Source organism: Membranihabitans marinus, from assembly GCF_021729155.1.
Lineage (GTDB): Bacteria > Bacteroidota > Bacteroidia > Chitinophagales > Saprospiraceae > Membranihabitans > Membranihabitans marinus.
In genome coordinates this window covers 103,366-121,445 of sequence record NZ_JAJQYA010000004.1, presented here as the reverse complement: position 1 = coordinate 121,445, position 18,080 = coordinate 103,366, and the positions used below count along the sequence as shown (strand labels likewise).

Sequence of the window (18,080 nt, the reverse complement as noted above, 5' to 3'; positions counted from 1 at the left end):
AATGGATTTTACTGAAGTTTTAAGACAGATTTCAAATTCAAAGAACTTTTTTCTTATAGCTGGTCCCTGCGCGGTGGAAAGCGAGGAAGTTTGTTTTGAAGTGGCAGATCATCTTTCTCATCTGTCGACTGTATTTAATATCCCCATTGTTTTTAAATCCTCTTTTAAAAAAGCTAATCGAAGTAGTATTCATTCATTTACAGGAATTGGAGATATTCCAGGCTTGGAAATTTTACGTGCTGTAAAGAATAAATGGAAGATGCCTGTTTTGACCGACATTCACACCGTATCAGATGCAAGTATGGCTGCGGACTACGTCGACGTTCTTCAAATACCTGCTTTTCTGTGTCGACAAACCGATCTTTTATTGGCAGCAGCAGCTACTGGTAAAACCATCAATATAAAGAAAGGTCAATTTTTAGCACCAGAATCAATGATTCACGCCGTGGAAAAATTGAAAGAAGTAGGCCATGATAAAATCTGGCTTACCGAAAGAGGTAATTCTTTTGGATACCATGATTTAGTCGTTGATTTTCGATCTATACCCATTATGCAACAAATAGGTTTACCCGTGGTAATGGACTGTACACATTCCAATCAAAAACCCAATCAAACTTCTGGTGTAACCGGTGGTGCCGCTCAATTTATCGATACTATGGCTTGCGCTGCCGTGGCCGTTGGCGTCGATGGATTGTTTATAGAAACTCACCCCAATCCCTCAGTGGCCAAATCCGATGCAGCCAATATGCTGCCCTTAAATCAATTGGAGAAATTGCTAGAGAAATTATCAAAAATCAGGCAGGCAATAAGTTGATATATCAGTTTAATATTTGTATATTAACACTATTAAAAATAAGGAAATTTTATCTATGCGTACAGTATTAATTCCCACTAATTTCTCTGCAAAAGCTCATAATGCAACACAATACGTTGTGGATATGTTTGCCAGTGAAGCGATTCACTATGTTTTATTACATGCTTATGATGTTCCCTATCAGCCCAATGAAATTATGGTGTCATCGGTTTTGGAAACTCTAAAGAACGAAGTGGAACAAAATTTGGCAAAAGAAAAATCCAATTTAGAAGCTAAAGTGTCATTCAACCACAGTATTGTATCTACGATTACCGGTATTGGGTCTGTGATGGATGTAATACGGTACAATGAAGAAATCAATCCGGATTTTATTGTTTTGGCTACTAGTGGCCGAAGGGAGGTGAATATGTTTTTAATAGGTAGCAATACCCAACAAGTATTAAAAAATACAGATATTCCACTCATTGTTGTTCCTCAGGGTAGAAAATATAAAAAATTTAAAAATATAGTATACGGATCCGATCTCAAATCGCTGTCCCAGGAATGCCTCAAACCCCTGATTCGATTACTGGATCGAACCGATGCTGATCTAACCGTTGTCCATGTCGGCGAACTCGATGATATTCAAGCTAAGGTTTCTGAAGATGAATTGAAATCTATACTCGGAGACAGGATGACAGCATTTATTCAATATGATGCACCAGAAATTAGTCAAGGACTGGAAGATTGTGTGCGTAAAGTGGACGCCGATCTATTGGTAGTCGTCGATCGGAAGAGGACGTTTTTTAAAAGGTTATTTCATCATTCCATTACCAAAACAGTTGAAAAAAACACCTTGGTTCCACTTTTAGTTTTACATGAATAATATCGTTGTCCTATCTGCATTCATTGTATATTTGCATTAAAGAAAGAGTGAATGTCAGAAATCATAGATATACGATTAGCACCGGAATTTATTTCAGATCGGGAATATATCGGTCGATTAATTAGACAAAAGCAATCCATTTCAACTGATGTTGCATTGTATTTTCGTTTGATAAAACGTTCAATCGATGCCAGACAAAAGAAGGTGGTTTATCAATTGCGGTATGAATATTCAACCGAAGAAGCCTTAGTAGAGTTAAATTGTCATAATGAGTTTAAAGCTCAAGACGTTAGTCAGTCGCGTGAAATTGCTGTAATAGGTGCTGGACCGGCAGGAATTTTTGCCGCCTTGCGATTGATTGAAAATGGATATAAGCCATTGATATTTGACAGGGGGAAAGATGTTCAGGCTCGAAGACGGGATCTCAGAGCCATACAGCAGGAATCCATTGTCAATACAGAATCTAACTATTGTTATGGAGAAGGTGGTGCTGGAACCTATTCAGATGGCAAGCTCTATACTAGATCTACGAAGAGGGGAGATCTCAATCGCGTCTTAAAGATATTGGTAGCCCATGGTGCCCAGGAAGATATTTTGATCGATGCCCATCCACATATTGGTTCGAATAAATTGCCTCAGGTGATTAAAAATATCAGAACTTCGATTGAAGATTGTGGAGGAAGGTATTTTTTTGATCATAAATTAGAAGATTTGGACCAAGTATCAAGGGATTCACTGAAATTGACCTTTGGGAACGGTTTCTCTATTCATGTTAAATCCGCTATTTTAGCTACCGGTCATAGCGCTCGGGATATTTATCGATTATTGGATCGCAAGAACTTAGCAATGGAGGCAAAGCCATTTGCTTTAGGCGTTCGGGCTGAGCACGATCAACAATTCGTGAATCAATCCCAATATCATCAAAACCAGCCTTCAACTATATTACCCCCTGCCAGCTATTCCTTGAAACATACGAGTAACACACATAGTTCGTTCTCTTTTTGCATGTGTCCAGGTGGGCTAATAGTACCTGCAGCTACCTCTCCAGGAGAAATAGTAGTCAATGGGATGTCATTGTCGAGAAGGGATTCACCCTATGCCAATTCAGGTATTGTAGTTACGGTAGACCCCAGTAAGATGAAAGATTTTGGCCACTATGGATTGTTTTCTTCATTAGAGTTTCAAAAGAAGGTAGAACGAGACATGTTTGAGTTCGGTGATGGTAGCCTAGCTGCTCCCGCTCAGCGCTTGTCAGATTTTGTAAATAGGAAAGTTTCTACCACCCTCAATCCTACTTCTTATATTCCTGGTTTAATAACAGCGCCACTACATGAGATGCTGCCTGAAAATATACAGACTGGATTGCAAGAAGGCTTTAAAGCATTTGGGAGAAAAATGCCAGGCTATATTACGGAAAATGCCAATATCGTAGGGGTGGAGAGTCGAACCAGTGCTCCTGTTCGGATAGTAAGAAATAATAAATTTTGTAATCATCCTCAATATCCAACCTTATATCCTTGTGGTGAAGGTGCTGGATATGCTGGAGGGATCATATCAGCAGCATTGGACGGCGAAAGAGTGGTGCATGGTATGATGCAATACTTTGACAAATAAAACTATATTTGTGTGCTTTTTATCTCAATACAGAATGTGCAAATAAAAAGTTATCTTATGGGTAAATGGTTTAATCCAATCAATAAATAGGATGATTTATTTGAAAAGAAAGAGAAAAGTATTGTTTTCAAACATTAGAAAATATTGCATTGTCCATAATGAATAGTGTAATAAATGATGATTTAAATAGGGTTTACTTCCTGGGTAAAAAAAATATGAATGAAAGATATTGTTGATTTGTTAGGTAGAATTTTTGTGTCGATAATGTTTCTTTACGAAGCCTACGACTCGATTTATTACTTTGATCGAACTAAGGAAACCATGACGGAATACGGTATTAATTGGTCACAGGATTTCTTACTATTTGGAGCGATAACCTTGCTCATTGTTGGGGGATTAATGTTGTTAACCGGTTATAGGGTAACTATTGCTGCTATATTATTGCTAATTTATTATTTGCCCATTACATTTATTGTACACAGTTGGTGGAATGAACCTGTAGAATTGCAGCGCAAAGACGCCATTGATTTTATGCAGAATCTAGCTATTATAGGTGGATTAATGTTGTTGATAGGACGTGGAAGTGGGCGATATAGCATCAAACGACTTTTTGCCACCACAAGAGTGCCGAGAAAGTATAGATAAATCACAAGTTTATTTAGAAAATTTTCTACATTTATACATTTTAATAAATTATAATATATAGGATGCATATAGCTGTTATTGCTGGTGGACCTTCGGAGGAAAGAGAGGTTTCGTTAAATAGTGCTCAATTAATTGTAGATCATCTCGATAAGAATAAACACAGTTTCCGACTTATAGAAATGGAGACTAAATCATTTATACATAGAGAAAGTGGACAAAGAATAGATCTCAATGATTTTTCACTAAATATAGATGGTAATAAAGAATTTTTTGATTTTGCCTTTATTATTATTCATGGAAGACCAGCAGAGAATGGAAAATTACAGGGGTATTTTGATTGGATGAATATCCCCTATAGTACAGCAGGAGTTTTATGTAGCGCCCTTACATTTAATAAACATGTGTGTAAACAATTTTTATCGGGCAGGGGTATTCCAATGGCTAGGTCAGTTTTAATAGGTCGAAGTATGGATATTCCCCGTGCCGAAGTAGCAGAATTAGGCCTTCCACTATTCGTAAAACCCAATAACAATGGTTCTAGTGTAGCCGTGACCAAAATCAGTGATTTGTCAGACTTGGATAATGCTCTTGCCAAGGTATTTGAAGTGGATGATGAAGCTTTGGTAGAGGAGTTTATAGATGGAGTTGAATATTCTGCAGGTGTTATATATGTCGATCAGCAAACTCATACTTTACCAGTGACCGAAATCCGTCCCACAAAGGAATTTTTTGATTATGAGGCCAAATATTTAGGTGCAAGTGAAGAAATTACACCAGCTCGTCTGTCTGTATCCGATACCCAAAAAATTCAAGAGTTAAGTTCTACTATATATCATTTAATGGGCTGTACTGGTGTTTGCCGTGTTGATTTCATTCACAGTAAAGGAGAGTTTTATTTTCTCGAAGTAAATACTATACCAGGTATGTCAAAAGCATCGATGATACCACAACAATCAATAGCCTATGGTTGGTCAATCACTACCTTATTGGAAAAAATAATGGCCAGTAAATTAATGTAGAGGACTACCACATTTATAACAGTGGACGGCTGATCTATAATGTCCTTCACAACCGCAATTGGGACAGGAAGTCTGTGATTGTTTTAAATTTTTGTTCTCTCTAAACATTTCTGTAGAGATAATTCCGGTAGGTACTGCAATTACAGCATAACCTAAAATCATGGCCAAGGCAGCCAAAAATTGTCCCGTACCGGTAACAGGAGCAATGTCTCCATATCCAACCGTAGTGACAGTAACTATAGCCCAGTATACACTCTTCGGTATGCTGTTGAAACCCTCGTTAATCGAAGATTCCAATAAATATAGCATTGTGCCCAATATGGTAACAACTAATAGAATGAAGGTTAGGAAAACTATTATTTTTCGAGAACTAGACCTAAGGGCAGATAATATTTTTGAACTGTCATTGACAAATCGATACAATCCCATAATTCTAAAAATACGCATCAATCTCAGTGCGCGAATAACCACCAATACTTGAGTTCCTGTTATAAACAAGGATAGGAAGGTGGGGAGAACAGAGAGAATGTCCACTATGCCAAAGAATGATCTTGCATAGTGAATGGGTTTGTGAACCGCCAATAACCTCATGATGTACTCAACGGAAAATAAAATGGTAAAAAACCATTCTATCCGATAAAGTATAATGCCGTATTTGTCGTGTAAACGGGGAACACTATCCATCATGACCACCAATACACTTGAAAGGATCATAATTAATAGGACAACGTCAAATAGTTTTCCATAGTAAGTATCAGCTTCAAATATTATTTCATGGGTTTTCTCTTGAAAACTTTGAAATTTAGTTTTTTGGCTGTTTTTTTCCTGCTCAGACATTTTATCCTAATAGATGAAAAACAAATTTTTAAATTTTTTCTTTATATATACTACAACCAATGTAATGAAAGATATGGACTATATTCCAATCAATTGTAGTTTTTATGATTTTATAGAAATATTTGCCAGTAGGAAACAGAAGATTTCTATTCATTTTGAAAGGACGAATGGAGATTCAGAATCTATTGATGCCGTAATTTTGGATACCTTAGTTAAAGACAAGGTTGAATATATTATATTATCCAATAATACTACATTGCGATGCGATCATATCATCAGTCTAAACGGAATCATTAATCCCAGTTATACTGAAAAATAGGTTTATCTCATTCTCGGACGGCGACGTTTTCTACTTTGATTCATTATCGCACCTGTGTGTTTCCCACTTTGTGCAGCTTTAATGTTCCCGGAATTTTTTAGAGCTTTACCAAACTGATCTACTTGTTCTTTGATTTGTGGTTCAGTGATGCGAAGGTCTTTAATTTCTCTATAAAATTGTTTTGCCAAGGTCCAGTTACCTCTATTTGCCTGCATATTAGCCAATTGAATATTGACCATGGCTCTTTCGTTGTCCGAGGGTAGTTTTGTCGCTTTTGCCAGCTGTAAGAAATGTTCGGCCTCTTCCATTTTTTTGTCATTTTGAGCTATAGTACCCTTGAGCATATAGTAGTAAGCTCTGTTGGCAGAGTACAACCATTCTGGTTTTAGAATCATTTTAAGGCGCTTGTCAGCAGCTTCCATATCCATGGACTGCATCAATTGTGCAGCCGATTGAACCGTCCCCAACAACACATAGGATATAAAGAGGACTAAGCCAATTAGAAAAAATGGGAAAGCATACCAGAAACCATATATACTAGTGAGGATTGCGCCACCGATAAAACAAACAGCTATAATAGCTAGCTTTAGATAGATATTTATTGAGAACATAGTTTATTATCTTTAGAAATTACTGCAAATAAAATCAATTCCAGTGAATTTTTATAAAGTTAGACTTTTATAATAATATTTCTTCTATAAAGTACCAAGGTTATCAGCCAAAAGAAGAAAACATGGGTTATGGCAAATAAGAATGACCCGTGCAATGGACCTGCTATCGGTTTAAAGACTTGATGATATAGCCATCCATAACCGGATAGATCACCGATTTTTATAATTATTAAAATTTTAACCCATAATACGGAGATAATGTAGGCAAATAAGGCATTGGTCCCAAAAACACGAAAAGGAAATGTCCAATTCGTCCATTTTTTAATATCAATTAAATATATAAGAACAGATAATATCAGTATGGCTATACCTCCAGCAAATAATACATATGTACTGGTCCATAGCGGTTTGTTAATGGGCATTATGCCATTGAATAATAAGCTGATGATGATGGCTGTTGTCCCCACAATAAAGAGGTATGATAATTTGAGGTTTTTAGTAGTGGATAAATAATAGGCAAACAAATAACCCAAGATCGCCGTAATAGAAGCAGGGATGGCACCTAATAATCCCTCGGGATCAAAGGGGATACCAAAACCTTTGTACATGTGAGATTCTCCTATGGTTGCCAAATCAAAAGCCCGAACTAAATTGTTTTCTAGAGTGAAAGCTTGGTCTGGTCCTGCTATAATTAATATAAAATAATACCCGATGAGCACCGCAATAGCCGTCCATGCCAAATGAATTTTATTCTTGATAAACATGGCCAGTAGAGAGGCCAATAAGTAAGCAAAAGCTATGCGTTGAAGTACACCATAGATTCTGAGGTTTTCAATTGATTTGTTGTAAAATGGGAAGTAATTTAGAGCCAAGCCAATTAAAAAAATAAGGAAAAATCTTTTGAAAATTCTCTGACGAACCCCACTGTTGAAATGGTCACCATATTTTCTAAGTGAAAAATAAATTGATGCACCAACGATAAATATAAAAAAAGGAAATACTAAGTCTGTGGGAGTACAACCATGCCATTCGGCGTGTCTAAGAGGGCTATAAACATGGGACCAGGTGCCTGGGGTATTGACCAATATCATAAGGGCAATGGTCAGTCCTCTAAATACATCTAGGGCTAAATATCGCTTTGCTTTTTCCATTTTTTGTTTGCTTTATAGGGTATTAATATCTTTATTGTTGATGTAAAATTGGTAATTTTCTTTGTAGACAACATCGAGAGGAAGGTAGTATTTTTTTTCAATTCTCTTTTCCAATATCATGTGATTGACTAAAGTCTTGATGCTTAGATATCCCAATTTCTCTGCACTTTGATTGATAATGATGTCGATTTTATTTTCTGTTAACAAGAGAATATTGTGATCTATGAGGTCATGACATATTATATATATATCGGGAAATAATCCCTTTATGGATTTGGCAATTAAATATCCCTTAGATGAAGTATTGTAAATGCAATCTATTTGGTGCTTGCGAATATAATCTTTGAGTTTTTTTACCATTTCTAATTCTGACAACAAATGATCGTTAATGGAAAGAACATGGGGTTGTATATCAATGTTATTTTCACTAAAATAGTCCAGTAAGCCAATTTCTTTATTCTTTAAATGGGCTGCATTTTGAATATTGGAAGTATTGTGAAGAATAAGGATGTTTTTGATATTTGATTTTATAGAGACCAGTTTTCCTGTCAAGCACCCCGTTTGATAGGAATTGGTACCGATGTAGGACAGACAGGGTACAGAGTTTAATTCTGCATTGATGACAATGGCAGGGATTTCATTGCGATTACATTTTTTTACAAATTGAATGGTTTGTTGATTGAATTCCGAACCGACAATGATGGCATCTGGTTCTTCTTTAAGTATTTGTTCTGAGATGGATTGAAAGTGAGCCTCGTCAAACATATCGTAAAAATAGACATTGCCCGACAGGTTAAAATGTTCAAAATCTCCAATACCAGTATCGATACCTGATTTGATCATCTTCCAATAATAATCTTGATAAGGGTAGGGGATAATGATTGAAAAATTAGTTACCTTTTTTCTGGCAAGGGTTCGCGCAATAATATTGGGACTGTAGTCGAGGTCACTCATGGCTTTAAGTACCTTGTCTTCTGCTTTTTTGGAAACTTTTCCCCTTTTGTGAATTACTCTATCAACTGTACCTGTAGACACGCCAGCTCTCAATGCAATGTCCTTAATTTTAATCTTATTTTTCACCTATCTTAATTTTTCGAGTCGTAAAATAAAAATTTTAAAATAATAGTGTGTGCGAACACAGTAAAAAATTAAAACATTTATATCTTTGTTATCTAAAGCAACAAAAACTTATGGACATTTTAAAGTATCAACTGAGATCATTCGAAAAAATTCCAGTACGGATTTACGATGATGGTCTGGAAGCATCCAAGAATGTAGCAAAATCAATTTCTTTGGCCATTCGCCAAAAACAGCAAGAAGGAGAGTATATGGTATTGGGATTGGCTACAGGGTCGACTCCCATTAAAGTATATCAGGAATTGATTCGGATGCATAAAACCGAAGAGCTAAGCTTTAAGAACGTGATCACTTTTAATTTGGATGAATATTATCCAATGAAGAAGGATGACGATCAAAGTTATTGGAAATTTATGCACGAGCATTTATTTAATCATATAGACATCGACCCCAAAAATATTCATATCCCCAATGGAGAACTACCCATCGATCAAGTAGAAGAGTATTGTAGGGATTACGAAGAAAAAATCGATGCTTTGGGAGGAATCGATATTCAATTATTGGGTATAGGTCGCACTGGCCATATTGGTTTTAACGAACCTGGAAGTTGGGAGTCTTCTAGAACTCGATTGGTAAAACTGGATCATTTAACTCGACAAGATGCAACCAAGAGTTTTATAACGGAGGAGAAAGTACCCTACCGTGCTATTACTATGGGTATTGATACAATATTAAAAGCCAAAACGATTTATGTAATGGCTTTTGGGCAACAGAAAGCTGATATTTTAGTGAAAACAGTGGAGGGTAAAATATCCGCTTCTTGTCCAGCGACTTATCTTCAAAAACACGGGAATACTCGATTCTTAGTAGATGAAAATGCTGCTTCACAATTGACTAAGGTTAAAACACCATGGAGTGTTGGCTTGGTAAATTGGAGTGACGAGCTTATATGTCGTGCCGTTGTTTGGTTGGCTTCAAAAGTGGGTAAGCCAATTTTGAAATTGACTGATGAAGATTACAACATTAATGGATTGAGTGATTTAATCCTTGAATACGATTCAGCCTACAATATCAATATAAGAATATTTAATCGGTTACAACACACGATTACAGGATGGCCAGGAGGGAAGCCAAATGCCGACGATTCGCAGCGTCCTGAAAGAGCAAAACCCAGTAAGAAACGAGTGGTAATATTTAGTCCTCATCCCGATGATGATGTGATCTCAATGGGAGGAACTTTTATTCGGTTGGTAGAACAAGGACATGAAGTTCATGTGGCTTATCAAACCTCTGGGAATATTGCTGTACATGATCACGATGTAATGAGATTTTCAGAATTCATCAAGGACGTGGTTGATTTATATGAAATCGATGCCGAAACTGCAAATAAGAAGTACGAAAAAATTCGCAAATCATTAGAGAGTAAGAAAGGTGGAGAAGCAGATATTAGTTTGGTTCGAGACATGAAGGGAATGATTAGAAGGGGGGAAGCTCGGGCAGGAGCTAGAATCGCCGGAGCCAAAGATGAAAATATTCATTTCCTTGATTTGCCATTTTATGAGACGGGTAAGGTTAAAAAATCCCCTGTAGGGAAGAAGGATGTTGAAATAATCAAGAAACTTTTACAAGAGATTAAACCTCACCAAATATATGCTGCTGGAGATCTAGCTGATCCTCACGGGACTCATAAAGTTTGTTTAGATGCTATCTTTGGAGCTTGCGAAGAACTTAAAAAGGAAGCTTGGTTCAAAGATTGTTGGCTTTGGTTGTACCGCGGAGCATGGCATGAGTGGGGTATAGATGAAATTGAGATGGCAGTTCCCTTGAGCCCAGATGAGGTCTTGCGGAAACGAATGGCTATTTTTATGCATCAATCGCAAAAAGATCGCGCACCATTCCCCGGTAACGATGAACGTGAATTTTGGCAGCGAGCTGAGGATAGAAATCGCGAGACGGCAAACTTGTACAATGCAATGGGATTAGCGGAATACGAAGCCATGGAAGCTTTTGTAAAGTGGAAATTTGAAACCAATAGCCTTAAATAGGTTGATTGATATAATTTTATTAAAAGGGTTGATTGTTTTAGCAGTTAACCCTTTTTTATTTAGACAACAAATTTCTCAAAATATCTAGGCCTCAATACCTTTTACGAAATACATTTTATGAAGACTTTGCACTGTTGATCTTTGGTACTTGGTATTATGTTTAGACCTGTCTCTACTGTAAATGATAACCGACAAATATAAATTCATAATATTGATAGTAGGATTTTCAAAATCAGTAGAGAAAATAGAACTAGAGAGATAAATTCTAGACTTATCATCAGTCATATTTATTCAAATTAAGTCTATCGATATCCGATCAACATTTTATTTCCCAAAACATCAATACTGCTGGTATTTTTAAAGACATTGGCAAAAAGGTTTTGATAGAGTGCTGATGTCTCTTGCTTGGTTTGAGCATTGGAGAATAATGTATTCCACATCACTAGTCCATTGATGGTCAGGTGATTGTGTATTTGCTCTAAAAATTCTATTTGCTTCACGTGATTGGGGATGTTTTCTCCGATAAATATATCGATACATATCATATCGTATAATGAATTATTTGTCTTTAAAAAATGGAGGGCATCGGTTTCATATATGTCAATGGGTGAAGTCAGTCTAGACGCTTGGTATTTGCCAAATAGGTAGAGTACACTTTCATCTATTTCTATTCCAGTGTACTGATATTTTTTATTGTGATATTTTTCTAGGATAAAGGGAATACTGCCCAAACCCAAACCGAGAACCAATACTTTAGAATCATCCTTGGGTAAGTCGGTTTCTAGGAAAACTGTCCTAAAATTATAATAGAAATCATCGTATGAATATATGGCATTTTGAGTACAGAGCTGCAATCTATTATTGACCATATAGAGGTCTAATTGCTGGTTGTGGTCGCTTTCTACCGATTCAATATGTTGGTCCTTTAGATAGGATAGTAGCTTGGTGTACCAATATATCATATCATAGGTTTTTGTATCTCATTGAGGTGACGTTGCAGTTGATTTTCCCAGTAATCATTCCAACTTTTACTTTTTAATATCATTTGATTTTGGGCGTGTGTTTTGGCTTTATCTAATAGATATTTTTGGTTTTTATTATCCGTTAACCAGGTTAGGGGAGGAATATTTCCAGTGATGGCACGACTGTTGATGATACTAGAAAATGAACCTATTTTAGTTCCAGAATTTATTTTAGTTATAATCCCTGTTTTTACAAAATCGCCTGTAATGACACCTCTCTTAATTGTCGGTAATGTTATAGTTTTACCTGTGTTCCAGTCTTGAGTTTTAATGCGCATAAAAGTATTTGACACATTAGAAACCGTAGTGCCTCCACCTAAATTGTTCCATCGTCCCAATATGGAATCACCCAAATATCCTTCATGACCTTTGTTGGTACACTCGTGGATAATAGAATTTTTAATTTCCCCAGCTACAGTACAATGTGGTCCTATGGTAGTTCCTGGATAAATTTTACTTCCCATTTTTACGATACTGTGATCCATGATGGCAATTGGACCTTTTAGAATAGCTCCATCCATAATATGAGTTCCTTTGCCAATAAATATTGGACCTCGGTCTGTATTCATAATCACTTGGTCAACTTTAGCGGTAGAGTGGATGAATACTTTTTCTTGACTTGAGTGATAATTTATATTCCCCTCTAGTTTTTTGCAGTCGCGTATTATTTCTTCTGCGTTATTGTCCAAGAAGTCAGAAAAATCAGAAATAATGGTAACCTTGCCATTATATTCAATGTTAATTGGATCTACATTGTTTATACTAATTCTATCAAATCTTGCAATGATGTGCTGCTCTTTCATCAATACCTCGCGCTGCCCTAAACCATTGATGTGATTAACTAATTCTGAATTGGGGAGAACAAGGGGGTTGATCCATATATCTTTAGGCAGCGAATCTTTGTAAGCTATCCATTTCTCCGCTAAATTAGAACAACCCAACAATAAGTGCTGAACTTGATCGTCGAAGCATAGAGGAAGAAATGATGATTGTTTGTTCGATATAAATTTCATGAATTATTGTTGAATTTTCCTTGATGTGAAAGTAAAAATTATTATTCTAATCTTTATTATTATTATAAGATTGAGGTCATATGTTAATTAGGCCTTTTTAAACTGTATATTATTCTCAGACCTGTTTTGTTTTATAGGTAATTTTTATATTTTGCGCCTCGGACTTTTAATTTTAAGACTCTAGATCTACAATCAATTAATTAAGCTATGGGGAAGAATATCAAATGGGGTGTTATTGGACTGGGGAAGATTACGAGAAAATTTATTCACGATCTTCATCTTTCTCGACGGGGAGAGCTCTATGCTGTTGGCAGTAGAAGTTTGGATAAAGCCTTGGCTTTTCAAAAAGAAATGGACTGTCCGGTAGCGTATGGTCAATACAGTGACTTGATAGCTGATCCTGAAGTAGATGTTATATATATAGGTACCCCACACCATTTGCATTACCCCTTATTAATTGATTGTATAAAAAATGGGAAAAATGTACTTTGTGAAAAGCCAATTTGCATAAATGCGGATCAATTATTATTGGTCAAACAATTGGCAGAAGATAGTGGTGTTTTTGTGATGGAAGCCCTTTGGACAAGATTCTTACCCGCATTTATAGCATTAAAAGAATACATAGATAATAGTGGGCAATCCATTAAAAATATAACTGCTGATTTTTGTTTTCCTACGGAGTACAATCCGAATAGTAGATTATACAATCCCGATTTGGCTGGAGGATCTTTGCTGGATATTGGAATTTACCCATTGTTTTTAAGCTATTTTTTGTTGGGGAAACCAAATCAGATTTCGGTGACTGGTGAAGTGGATAGGGGAGTTGATCTCCGTTTTAGTGGTATGTTGGATTATGGATCAGGTATAACTTCTTTTGTCTCTTCCGATATTACCTGTGCTTCTAAGAATGAAGCTGTTATAAAATTGGATGAGGAAGTGATTGTTATTCCAGAGCGCTGGCACGAGTCCAATAATTTTAACATTTTAAAAAACAATACAATTACTCAATATTTTTACCCAAAAATTGGACTGGGATATTACCATGAAATTGACCATGTGCAAGATATGTTAACTAAAAACAAAGTGGAAAGTTCTCTTTTTTCCCTCAATGATTCGCTAGAATTGATGAAGATAATGGACAAGGTAAGATCTGATTTGGGACTTAATTATCCCATGGCTATTGAAGAGGTGAATCAGTAGTTCTTCTAATTCAATTCTCGTAAAATACTGCTAAGTATATTAGATTTATAACTTTTATGTATTATTAAATAATGGAATATAATTTTAGTAATTCTGCTCTCTGATTAGGCTGAATTTTGTCTATTTCTCTGTTGTCGTCTGAAATTCTATTAACTATTGAATCTATATATATAGTTTATCCATATTTGTCTATTAATTTTCTAGAAAAAGTTACATATTATCTAAAGTTGTTATTTGATATTTAACAATATTCAAATCTATTATATGTTAATACTTAGATATTGTTGTTTTTAATAATGTGTTTAAAATTATTTCTAAATTTTTATTATTTTTAAACCTGATTTGTTTTAACATTCAATAATGATAATTGGTATGGTTATTGAATGTGTATTATGGAATAAGTAACGGTTATATGATGAAAAAATTACATTTAAAGATTTTAGTTATAATCTTATTGCATACTGGGTATACCTATGGACAGGATATACATATGACCCAATTTGATCATAGTTTCCGTACCTTAAACCCAGCACTTACAGGTCTTTTTGATGGTCAACATCGTATAGAGGCCAATTATAGAAAGCAGTGGAAGCAGGTTCCTGTAGAATATCTAACCTTTATGGGGTCATACGATTCCAAGTTCCAACCGAAGGAGTCAGAGAATAGTTTATTTGGTTATGGATTTAATCTCAATTACGACAGAGCTGGTTATTCAAAGCTCAGTCTTTTGCAATTGGGCTTAAATGGATCTTATTCTCATTTCTTAAATCCCAATAATATATTGACTGGAGGACTGCAAATAGGACTGGAGCAACGTACATTGAACGAAGACGATTTGAGTTTTGATCGACAATATGCCAATGGACAGTATAATGAAAATTTGCCCACTGGGGAAAACTTCGACAAGATGAATATTTTGTTTGCCACCATTTCAGCTGGGGTGAATTACAGATATCAAACTGAGAAAAATTCACTTAACCTGGGATTGGGTATTTATAATATAAATACTCCAGATCAAAATTTCTTTGATGTAGGCGATCCCTCCAATTTGCCATTGAGAACTTCTCTCTATGGTGACTTGTGGTTGGGTGTTACCAACAGACTGCGTTGGAATTTAGTAGCCGGTAGTCAATGGCAAAGCACTTATGAAGAATTAGTGTTTGGGACAAAGGTAGAGTTTCACGTCAATGAGAAAAGAGGGGATGACTTGTATTTATCTATAGGAGGTTATGGCCGTTTTAGTGAATTATGGGATGCATATTCACCTTATTTTGGGGTTAGATATAATTCATTTGATCTCGGAATTTCCTATGATGTCAATGTTTCTAAGTTTAAAATAGCTACGGAACGCAGAGGTGGTCCTGAGGTGTGGGTGCGCTATATTATTAAAAATGTAGATGCAGTTAAAGATTTCAAAACTTGTCGAATTTATTAATAGATTATGAGCTTTATAAAAGGAATAAAATTTTCGGTCATATTGTTGCTGATGGTCGTATTCAGCAATTCTTCTTATGGTCAAACAAGGCAGGCATTTATTAATGCTGCTGAAAAGGCTTTTGAAGAGAAAAATTATTATGCCGCATTAAAATATTATACTGAGGTTCTAGAATTCAAGAACGCATCTGCGGAATTGTATTACAAAACCGCTGAGTCTGCCCGATATTTCTTCGCCTATGAATTGGCGAAAGATTACTATACGAGCGCCGATATGCTCAAGGATGAGGGAGATCTACCTCTGACGAGCTATTACGTGGCTGAAATGGCCTTTCAAATGGGAGACTATGAAACGGCTATTCGGTATTTTACAAAATATTTAAATCAGAATAAGAACGACAGTAATTTTTATATTCAAACCGCTAAAAACAAATTAGAGGCAATTACCTGGGCTCAAGAAAATAATGAGTCGGCCTTCGTGTCTACTGTTGAGCGTTTAAGTGACTCTATCAATACCAATCAGTCTGAATTTGCTCCGATTAAATTAGGAGATGATTTGGTTTTTTCTGCATTGCGATACCCTGATGGTGATATTACTGCCAAACCAATGGGACGAGTATTTAACAATCGATTGGATACTTTACTTCAATTTAGGAGTGAGGAAGATTCCTTGTTGTATCAATCTCACTTTGCCTTAAATATGGATAGTACACGATTGTTTTATACTCTGTGTAAGTATATTACAGGAGAAGAATCTCGTTGTGCTATACACTACTCTGATTTGGTTAACGGAGAGTGGCAACAACCTCAATTGTTGGTCGAAATTCAAGATACTGCCTATAATTTTACTACTCCTAATTACGGTGTAGGACCGATGGGTAAAGGAGAAGGACTGTATTATGCCACCAATAAAGTAGGGGGAAAAGGAGGATATGATATTTATTTTACCTCTTATGAGGACGGATTGTTTTTGGCTCCGCAAAATGTATATGCACTCAATACCCCACTAGATGAATTGGCTCCATTCTATCACGAACAAAGTAAATCACTGTTTTTTAGTACCAATGGTTTTTCTGGTTATGGAGGTTTAGATATCTTTCAAATGGGATTACCACTGAAGTCTTCATCCAAAATTGAAAATTTAGGAAGTCCTATCAATTCTAGTTTTGATGATGTATATTTTTCTTGGGGGAAAAATACGAAGGATGCTTATTTCGCATCCAATAGAAATGAATCGTATAAACTAGATACTTCATTTCAAGCTTGTTGTTATGATTTGTATATAGCAGATATGACATCCAAGCAAATGGTTATAAAAGTATTAGTTTTCAACAAATTGACAGGGGAACCTATTATTGGCTCTACTTTAAATGTAATCAGAGACAATGAATTGTTAATTGATAGAACCAATAATGAATCACATGAGTACAATCTAGACCTTATGCGTGGAACTTACGATATTAAAGCCATGAAAGGTGGCTTTTATCCCGATTCTACGACCATTGATTTAGCTCATTTTGTTGGAGAGGATACCATCGTCAGAAAATTATTTTTACTACCTAAAGAATTGTCATTAGAGTTGCTGACTTTCGATGATGAAACTAAAGATCCAGTCAACGGACCTACCATTTCTATTTCAGATTTGGCAAATCCAGACAAGGAAAATATATATCAATTAAACAATCGCACCAATTCTTTGGTCGTTCCGATTGACCGCAATTTTGAATATGCTATTAAAGTCAATAAGAGGGGGTATGAAGAAGAAAATCTAGTATTGAGAGGAAGTGACTATCCCGACGATGCCAAACTTATCAAGAAGATATATTTAAAACGTGGAAATCTAGAGTCCTATTTAGTGTTGCCATTGTATTTTGATAATGACTTTCCCGATCCCCGTACTTGGGCTACACGCACCAATAAAAATTATCAAGAGACCTTCCCTCCATATTTTGCTAAGAAAAATGATTTTAAAGAAATGTATAGCCAAGGCCTAGCTGGGGTTGAGAAAGATGCCGCTGAAGTCGATGTAGAAAATTTCTTTGACAATGAAGTTTTAGCTGGAAAACAGGATTTGGTAAGGTTTTTGGAAACACTAGAAGAAGAGGTTGAAAAAGGAGAAAAAATTACTTTGGTAATAAGTGGATATGCCAGTCCAAAGTATCTTTCAAACTACAATTTGAACCTCAGTAAGCGACGGATAAATTCCTTGCAAAAAGAATTGGAAAAATACAACAATGGTGTATTTACTAAATACCTAAGGTCTAATATGCTTCAAATAAATGGAAGAGGTTATGGATCTGAAAATGCGCCGAATTCGGTAAGTGGTGATTCAAAAGATATTAAAAACTCTGTTTACCATCCCGATGCATCGAGAGAAAGACGTGTTGAAATAGTTGACATAATTCGAAATTAAC

The 18,080-nt window shown here is 35.8% G+C and carries 16 protein-coding genes; 10 read left to right on the top strand and 6 right to left on the bottom strand.

Going from position 1 to position 18,080, the window contains the following annotated elements:
- Position 1: 1 nt before the first annotated feature.
- The 5 genes from kdsA to LVD51_RS04080 all read left to right on the top strand — a co-directional run bounded on the left by kdsA (position 2) and on the right by LVD51_RS04080 (position 4,957).
- Positions 2-814 carry a 3-deoxy-8-phosphooctulonate synthase gene (kdsA, locus tag LVD51_RS04100; protein WP_236969921.1) on the top strand — a complete coding sequence of 271 codons (813 nt, stop codon included), beginning with the start codon at positions 2-4 and terminating at the stop codon, positions 812-814.
- Between the two features lie 55 nt (positions 815-869).
- Complete coding sequence (locus tag LVD51_RS04095) at positions 870-1,679, top strand: universal stress protein (protein WP_236969920.1); 810 nt, start codon at positions 870-872, stop codon at positions 1,677-1,679.
- 51 nt (positions 1,680-1,730) lie between these two features.
- Positions 1,731-3,293: an NAD(P)/FAD-dependent oxidoreductase gene (locus tag LVD51_RS04090; protein WP_236969919.1), complete on the top strand. Its 1,563-nt coding sequence runs from the start codon at positions 1,731-1,733 to the stop codon at positions 3,291-3,293.
- A 219-nt stretch (positions 3,294-3,512) separates the two neighbouring features.
- On the top strand, positions 3,513-3,938 hold the full coding sequence (locus LVD51_RS04085) for a DoxX family protein (protein ID WP_236969918.1): 426 nt from the start codon (positions 3,513-3,515) through the stop codon (positions 3,936-3,938).
- A 62-nt stretch (positions 3,939-4,000) separates the two neighbouring features.
- On the top strand, positions 4,001-4,957 hold the full coding sequence (locus tag LVD51_RS04080; RefSeq protein WP_236969917.1) for a D-alanine--D-alanine ligase family protein: 957 nt from the start codon (positions 4,001-4,003) through the stop codon (positions 4,955-4,957).
- Here the strand turns inward: LVD51_RS04080 and LVD51_RS04075 are convergent.
- Positions 4,949-5,794: an ion transporter gene (locus LVD51_RS04075; RefSeq protein WP_236969916.1), complete on the bottom strand. Its 846-nt coding sequence runs from the start codon at positions 5,792-5,794 to the stop codon at positions 4,949-4,951. The two genes, LVD51_RS04080 and LVD51_RS04075, sit on opposite strands and share 9 nt — an antisense overlap.
- Positions 5,795-5,807: 13 nt before the next feature.
- Here LVD51_RS04075 and LVD51_RS04070 point away from each other — a divergent pair, with 13 nt between their 5' ends.
- Positions 5,808-6,113: a Rho-binding antiterminator gene (locus LVD51_RS04070; RefSeq protein WP_236969915.1), complete on the top strand. Its 306-nt coding sequence runs from the start codon at positions 5,808-5,810 to the stop codon at positions 6,111-6,113.
- A gap of 2 nt (positions 6,114-6,115) precedes the next feature.
- On the opposite strand, the gene LVD51_RS04065 is transcribed toward LVD51_RS04070, so the two are convergent.
- The 3 genes from LVD51_RS04065 to LVD51_RS04055 are packed head-to-tail and all read right to left on the bottom strand — an operon-like array spanning position 6,116 to position 8,955.
- Positions 6,116-6,724 (bottom strand): tetratricopeptide repeat protein, encoded by a 609-nt coding sequence (locus LVD51_RS04065; RefSeq protein ID WP_236969914.1) that lies wholly within the window; start codon positions 6,722-6,724, stop codon positions 6,116-6,118.
- Positions 6,725-6,783: 59 nt separating this feature from the next.
- On the bottom strand, positions 6,784-7,875 hold the full coding sequence (locus tag LVD51_RS04060) for an acyltransferase family protein (protein ID WP_236969913.1): 1,092 nt from the start codon (positions 7,873-7,875) through the stop codon (positions 6,784-6,786).
- Positions 7,876-7,887: 12 nt separating this feature from the next.
- Positions 7,888-8,955, bottom strand: coding sequence for a LacI family DNA-binding transcriptional regulator (locus LVD51_RS04055; protein WP_236969912.1), 1,068 nt, complete (start codon positions 8,953-8,955; stop codon positions 7,888-7,890).
- A 110-nt stretch (positions 8,956-9,065) separates the two neighbouring features.
- Here LVD51_RS04055 and nagB point away from each other — a divergent pair, with 110 nt between their 5' ends.
- Positions 9,066-10,997, top strand: coding sequence for a glucosamine-6-phosphate deaminase (gene nagB / locus LVD51_RS04050; protein ID WP_236969911.1), 1,932 nt, complete (start codon positions 9,066-9,068; stop codon positions 10,995-10,997).
- Between the two features lie 302 nt (positions 10,998-11,299).
- On the opposite strand, the gene LVD51_RS04045 is transcribed toward nagB, so the two are convergent.
- Positions 11,300-11,959 (bottom strand): spermidine synthase, encoded by a 660-nt coding sequence (locus tag LVD51_RS04045; RefSeq protein ID WP_236969910.1) that lies wholly within the window; start codon positions 11,957-11,959, stop codon positions 11,300-11,302.
- The gene (locus LVD51_RS04040; protein WP_236969909.1) at positions 11,956-13,032 is read right to left on the bottom strand and encodes a putative sugar nucleotidyl transferase; all 1,077 of its coding nucleotides are present in this window, start codon (positions 13,030-13,032) and stop codon (positions 11,956-11,958) included. Before LVD51_RS04040 ends, LVD51_RS04045 begins: the two co-directional genes overlap by 4 nt.
- 207 nt (positions 13,033-13,239) lie before the next feature.
- On the opposite strand from LVD51_RS04040, the gene LVD51_RS04035 reads away from it, so the two are divergent.
- The 3 genes from LVD51_RS04035 to LVD51_RS04025 all read left to right on the top strand — a co-directional run bounded on the left by LVD51_RS04035 (position 13,240) and on the right by LVD51_RS04025 (position 18,079).
- Entirely contained in the window at positions 13,240-14,232 is a 993-nt protein-coding gene (locus LVD51_RS04035) for a Gfo/Idh/MocA family protein (protein ID WP_236969908.1), read from the top strand.
- 412 nt (positions 14,233-14,644) lie between these two features.
- Positions 14,645-15,667 carry a PorP/SprF family type IX secretion system membrane protein gene (locus tag LVD51_RS04030; protein ID WP_236969907.1) on the top strand — a complete coding sequence of 341 codons (1,023 nt, stop codon included), beginning with the start codon at positions 14,645-14,647 and terminating at the stop codon, positions 15,665-15,667.
- Between the two features lie 6 nt (positions 15,668-15,673).
- A complete protein-coding gene (locus LVD51_RS04025; RefSeq protein ID WP_236969906.1) occupies positions 15,674-18,079 on the top strand; it encodes an OmpA family protein in 2,406 nt (801 codons plus the stop codon).
- The last annotated feature ends 1 nt before the right edge of the window (position 18,080 follow it).

Excerpts from the sequence above, each read along its gene's own strand:
- kdsA (WP_236969921.1), top strand. The coding sequence starts at position 2 with ATGGATTTTACTGAAGTTTTAAGACAGATTTCAAATTCAAAGAACTTT.
- LVD51_RS04095 (WP_236969920.1), top strand. The coding sequence starts at position 870 with ATGCGTACAGTATTAATTCCCACTAATTTCTCTGCAAAAGCTCATAAT.
- LVD51_RS04090 (WP_236969919.1), top strand. The coding sequence starts at position 1,731 with ATGTCAGAAATCATAGATATACGATTAGCACCGGAATTTATTTCAGAT.
- LVD51_RS04085 (WP_236969918.1), top strand. The coding sequence starts at position 3,513 with ATGAAAGATATTGTTGATTTGTTAGGTAGAATTTTTGTGTCGATAATG.
- LVD51_RS04080 (WP_236969917.1), top strand. The coding sequence starts at position 4,001 with ATGCATATAGCTGTTATTGCTGGTGGACCTTCGGAGGAAAGAGAGGTT.
- LVD51_RS04075 (WP_236969916.1), bottom strand. The coding sequence starts at position 5,794 with ATGTCTGAGCAGGAAAAAAACAGCCAAAAAACTAAATTTCAAAGTTTT.
- LVD51_RS04070 (WP_236969915.1), top strand. The coding sequence starts at position 5,808 with ATGAAAAACAAATTTTTAAATTTTTTCTTTATATATACTACAACCAAT.
- LVD51_RS04065 (WP_236969914.1), bottom strand. The coding sequence starts at position 6,724 with ATGTTCTCAATAAATATCTATCTAAAGCTAGCTATTATAGCTGTTTGT.
- LVD51_RS04060 (WP_236969913.1), bottom strand. The coding sequence starts at position 7,875 with ATGGAAAAAGCAAAGCGATATTTAGCCCTAGATGTATTTAGAGGACTG.
- nagB (WP_236969911.1), top strand. The coding sequence starts at position 9,066 with ATGGACATTTTAAAGTATCAACTGAGATCATTCGAAAAAATTCCAGTA.
- LVD51_RS04045 (WP_236969910.1), bottom strand. The coding sequence starts at position 11,959 with ATGATATATTGGTACACCAAGCTACTATCCTATCTAAAGGACCAACAT.
- LVD51_RS04040 (WP_236969909.1), bottom strand. The coding sequence starts at position 13,032 with ATGAAATTTATATCGAACAAACAATCATCATTTCTTCCTCTATGCTTC.
- LVD51_RS04035 (WP_236969908.1), top strand. The coding sequence starts at position 13,240 with ATGGGGAAGAATATCAAATGGGGTGTTATTGGACTGGGGAAGATTACG.
- LVD51_RS04030 (WP_236969907.1), top strand. The coding sequence starts at position 14,645 with ATGATGAAAAAATTACATTTAAAGATTTTAGTTATAATCTTATTGCAT.
- LVD51_RS04025 (WP_236969906.1), top strand. The coding sequence starts at position 15,674 with ATGAGCTTTATAAAAGGAATAAAATTTTCGGTCATATTGTTGCTGATG.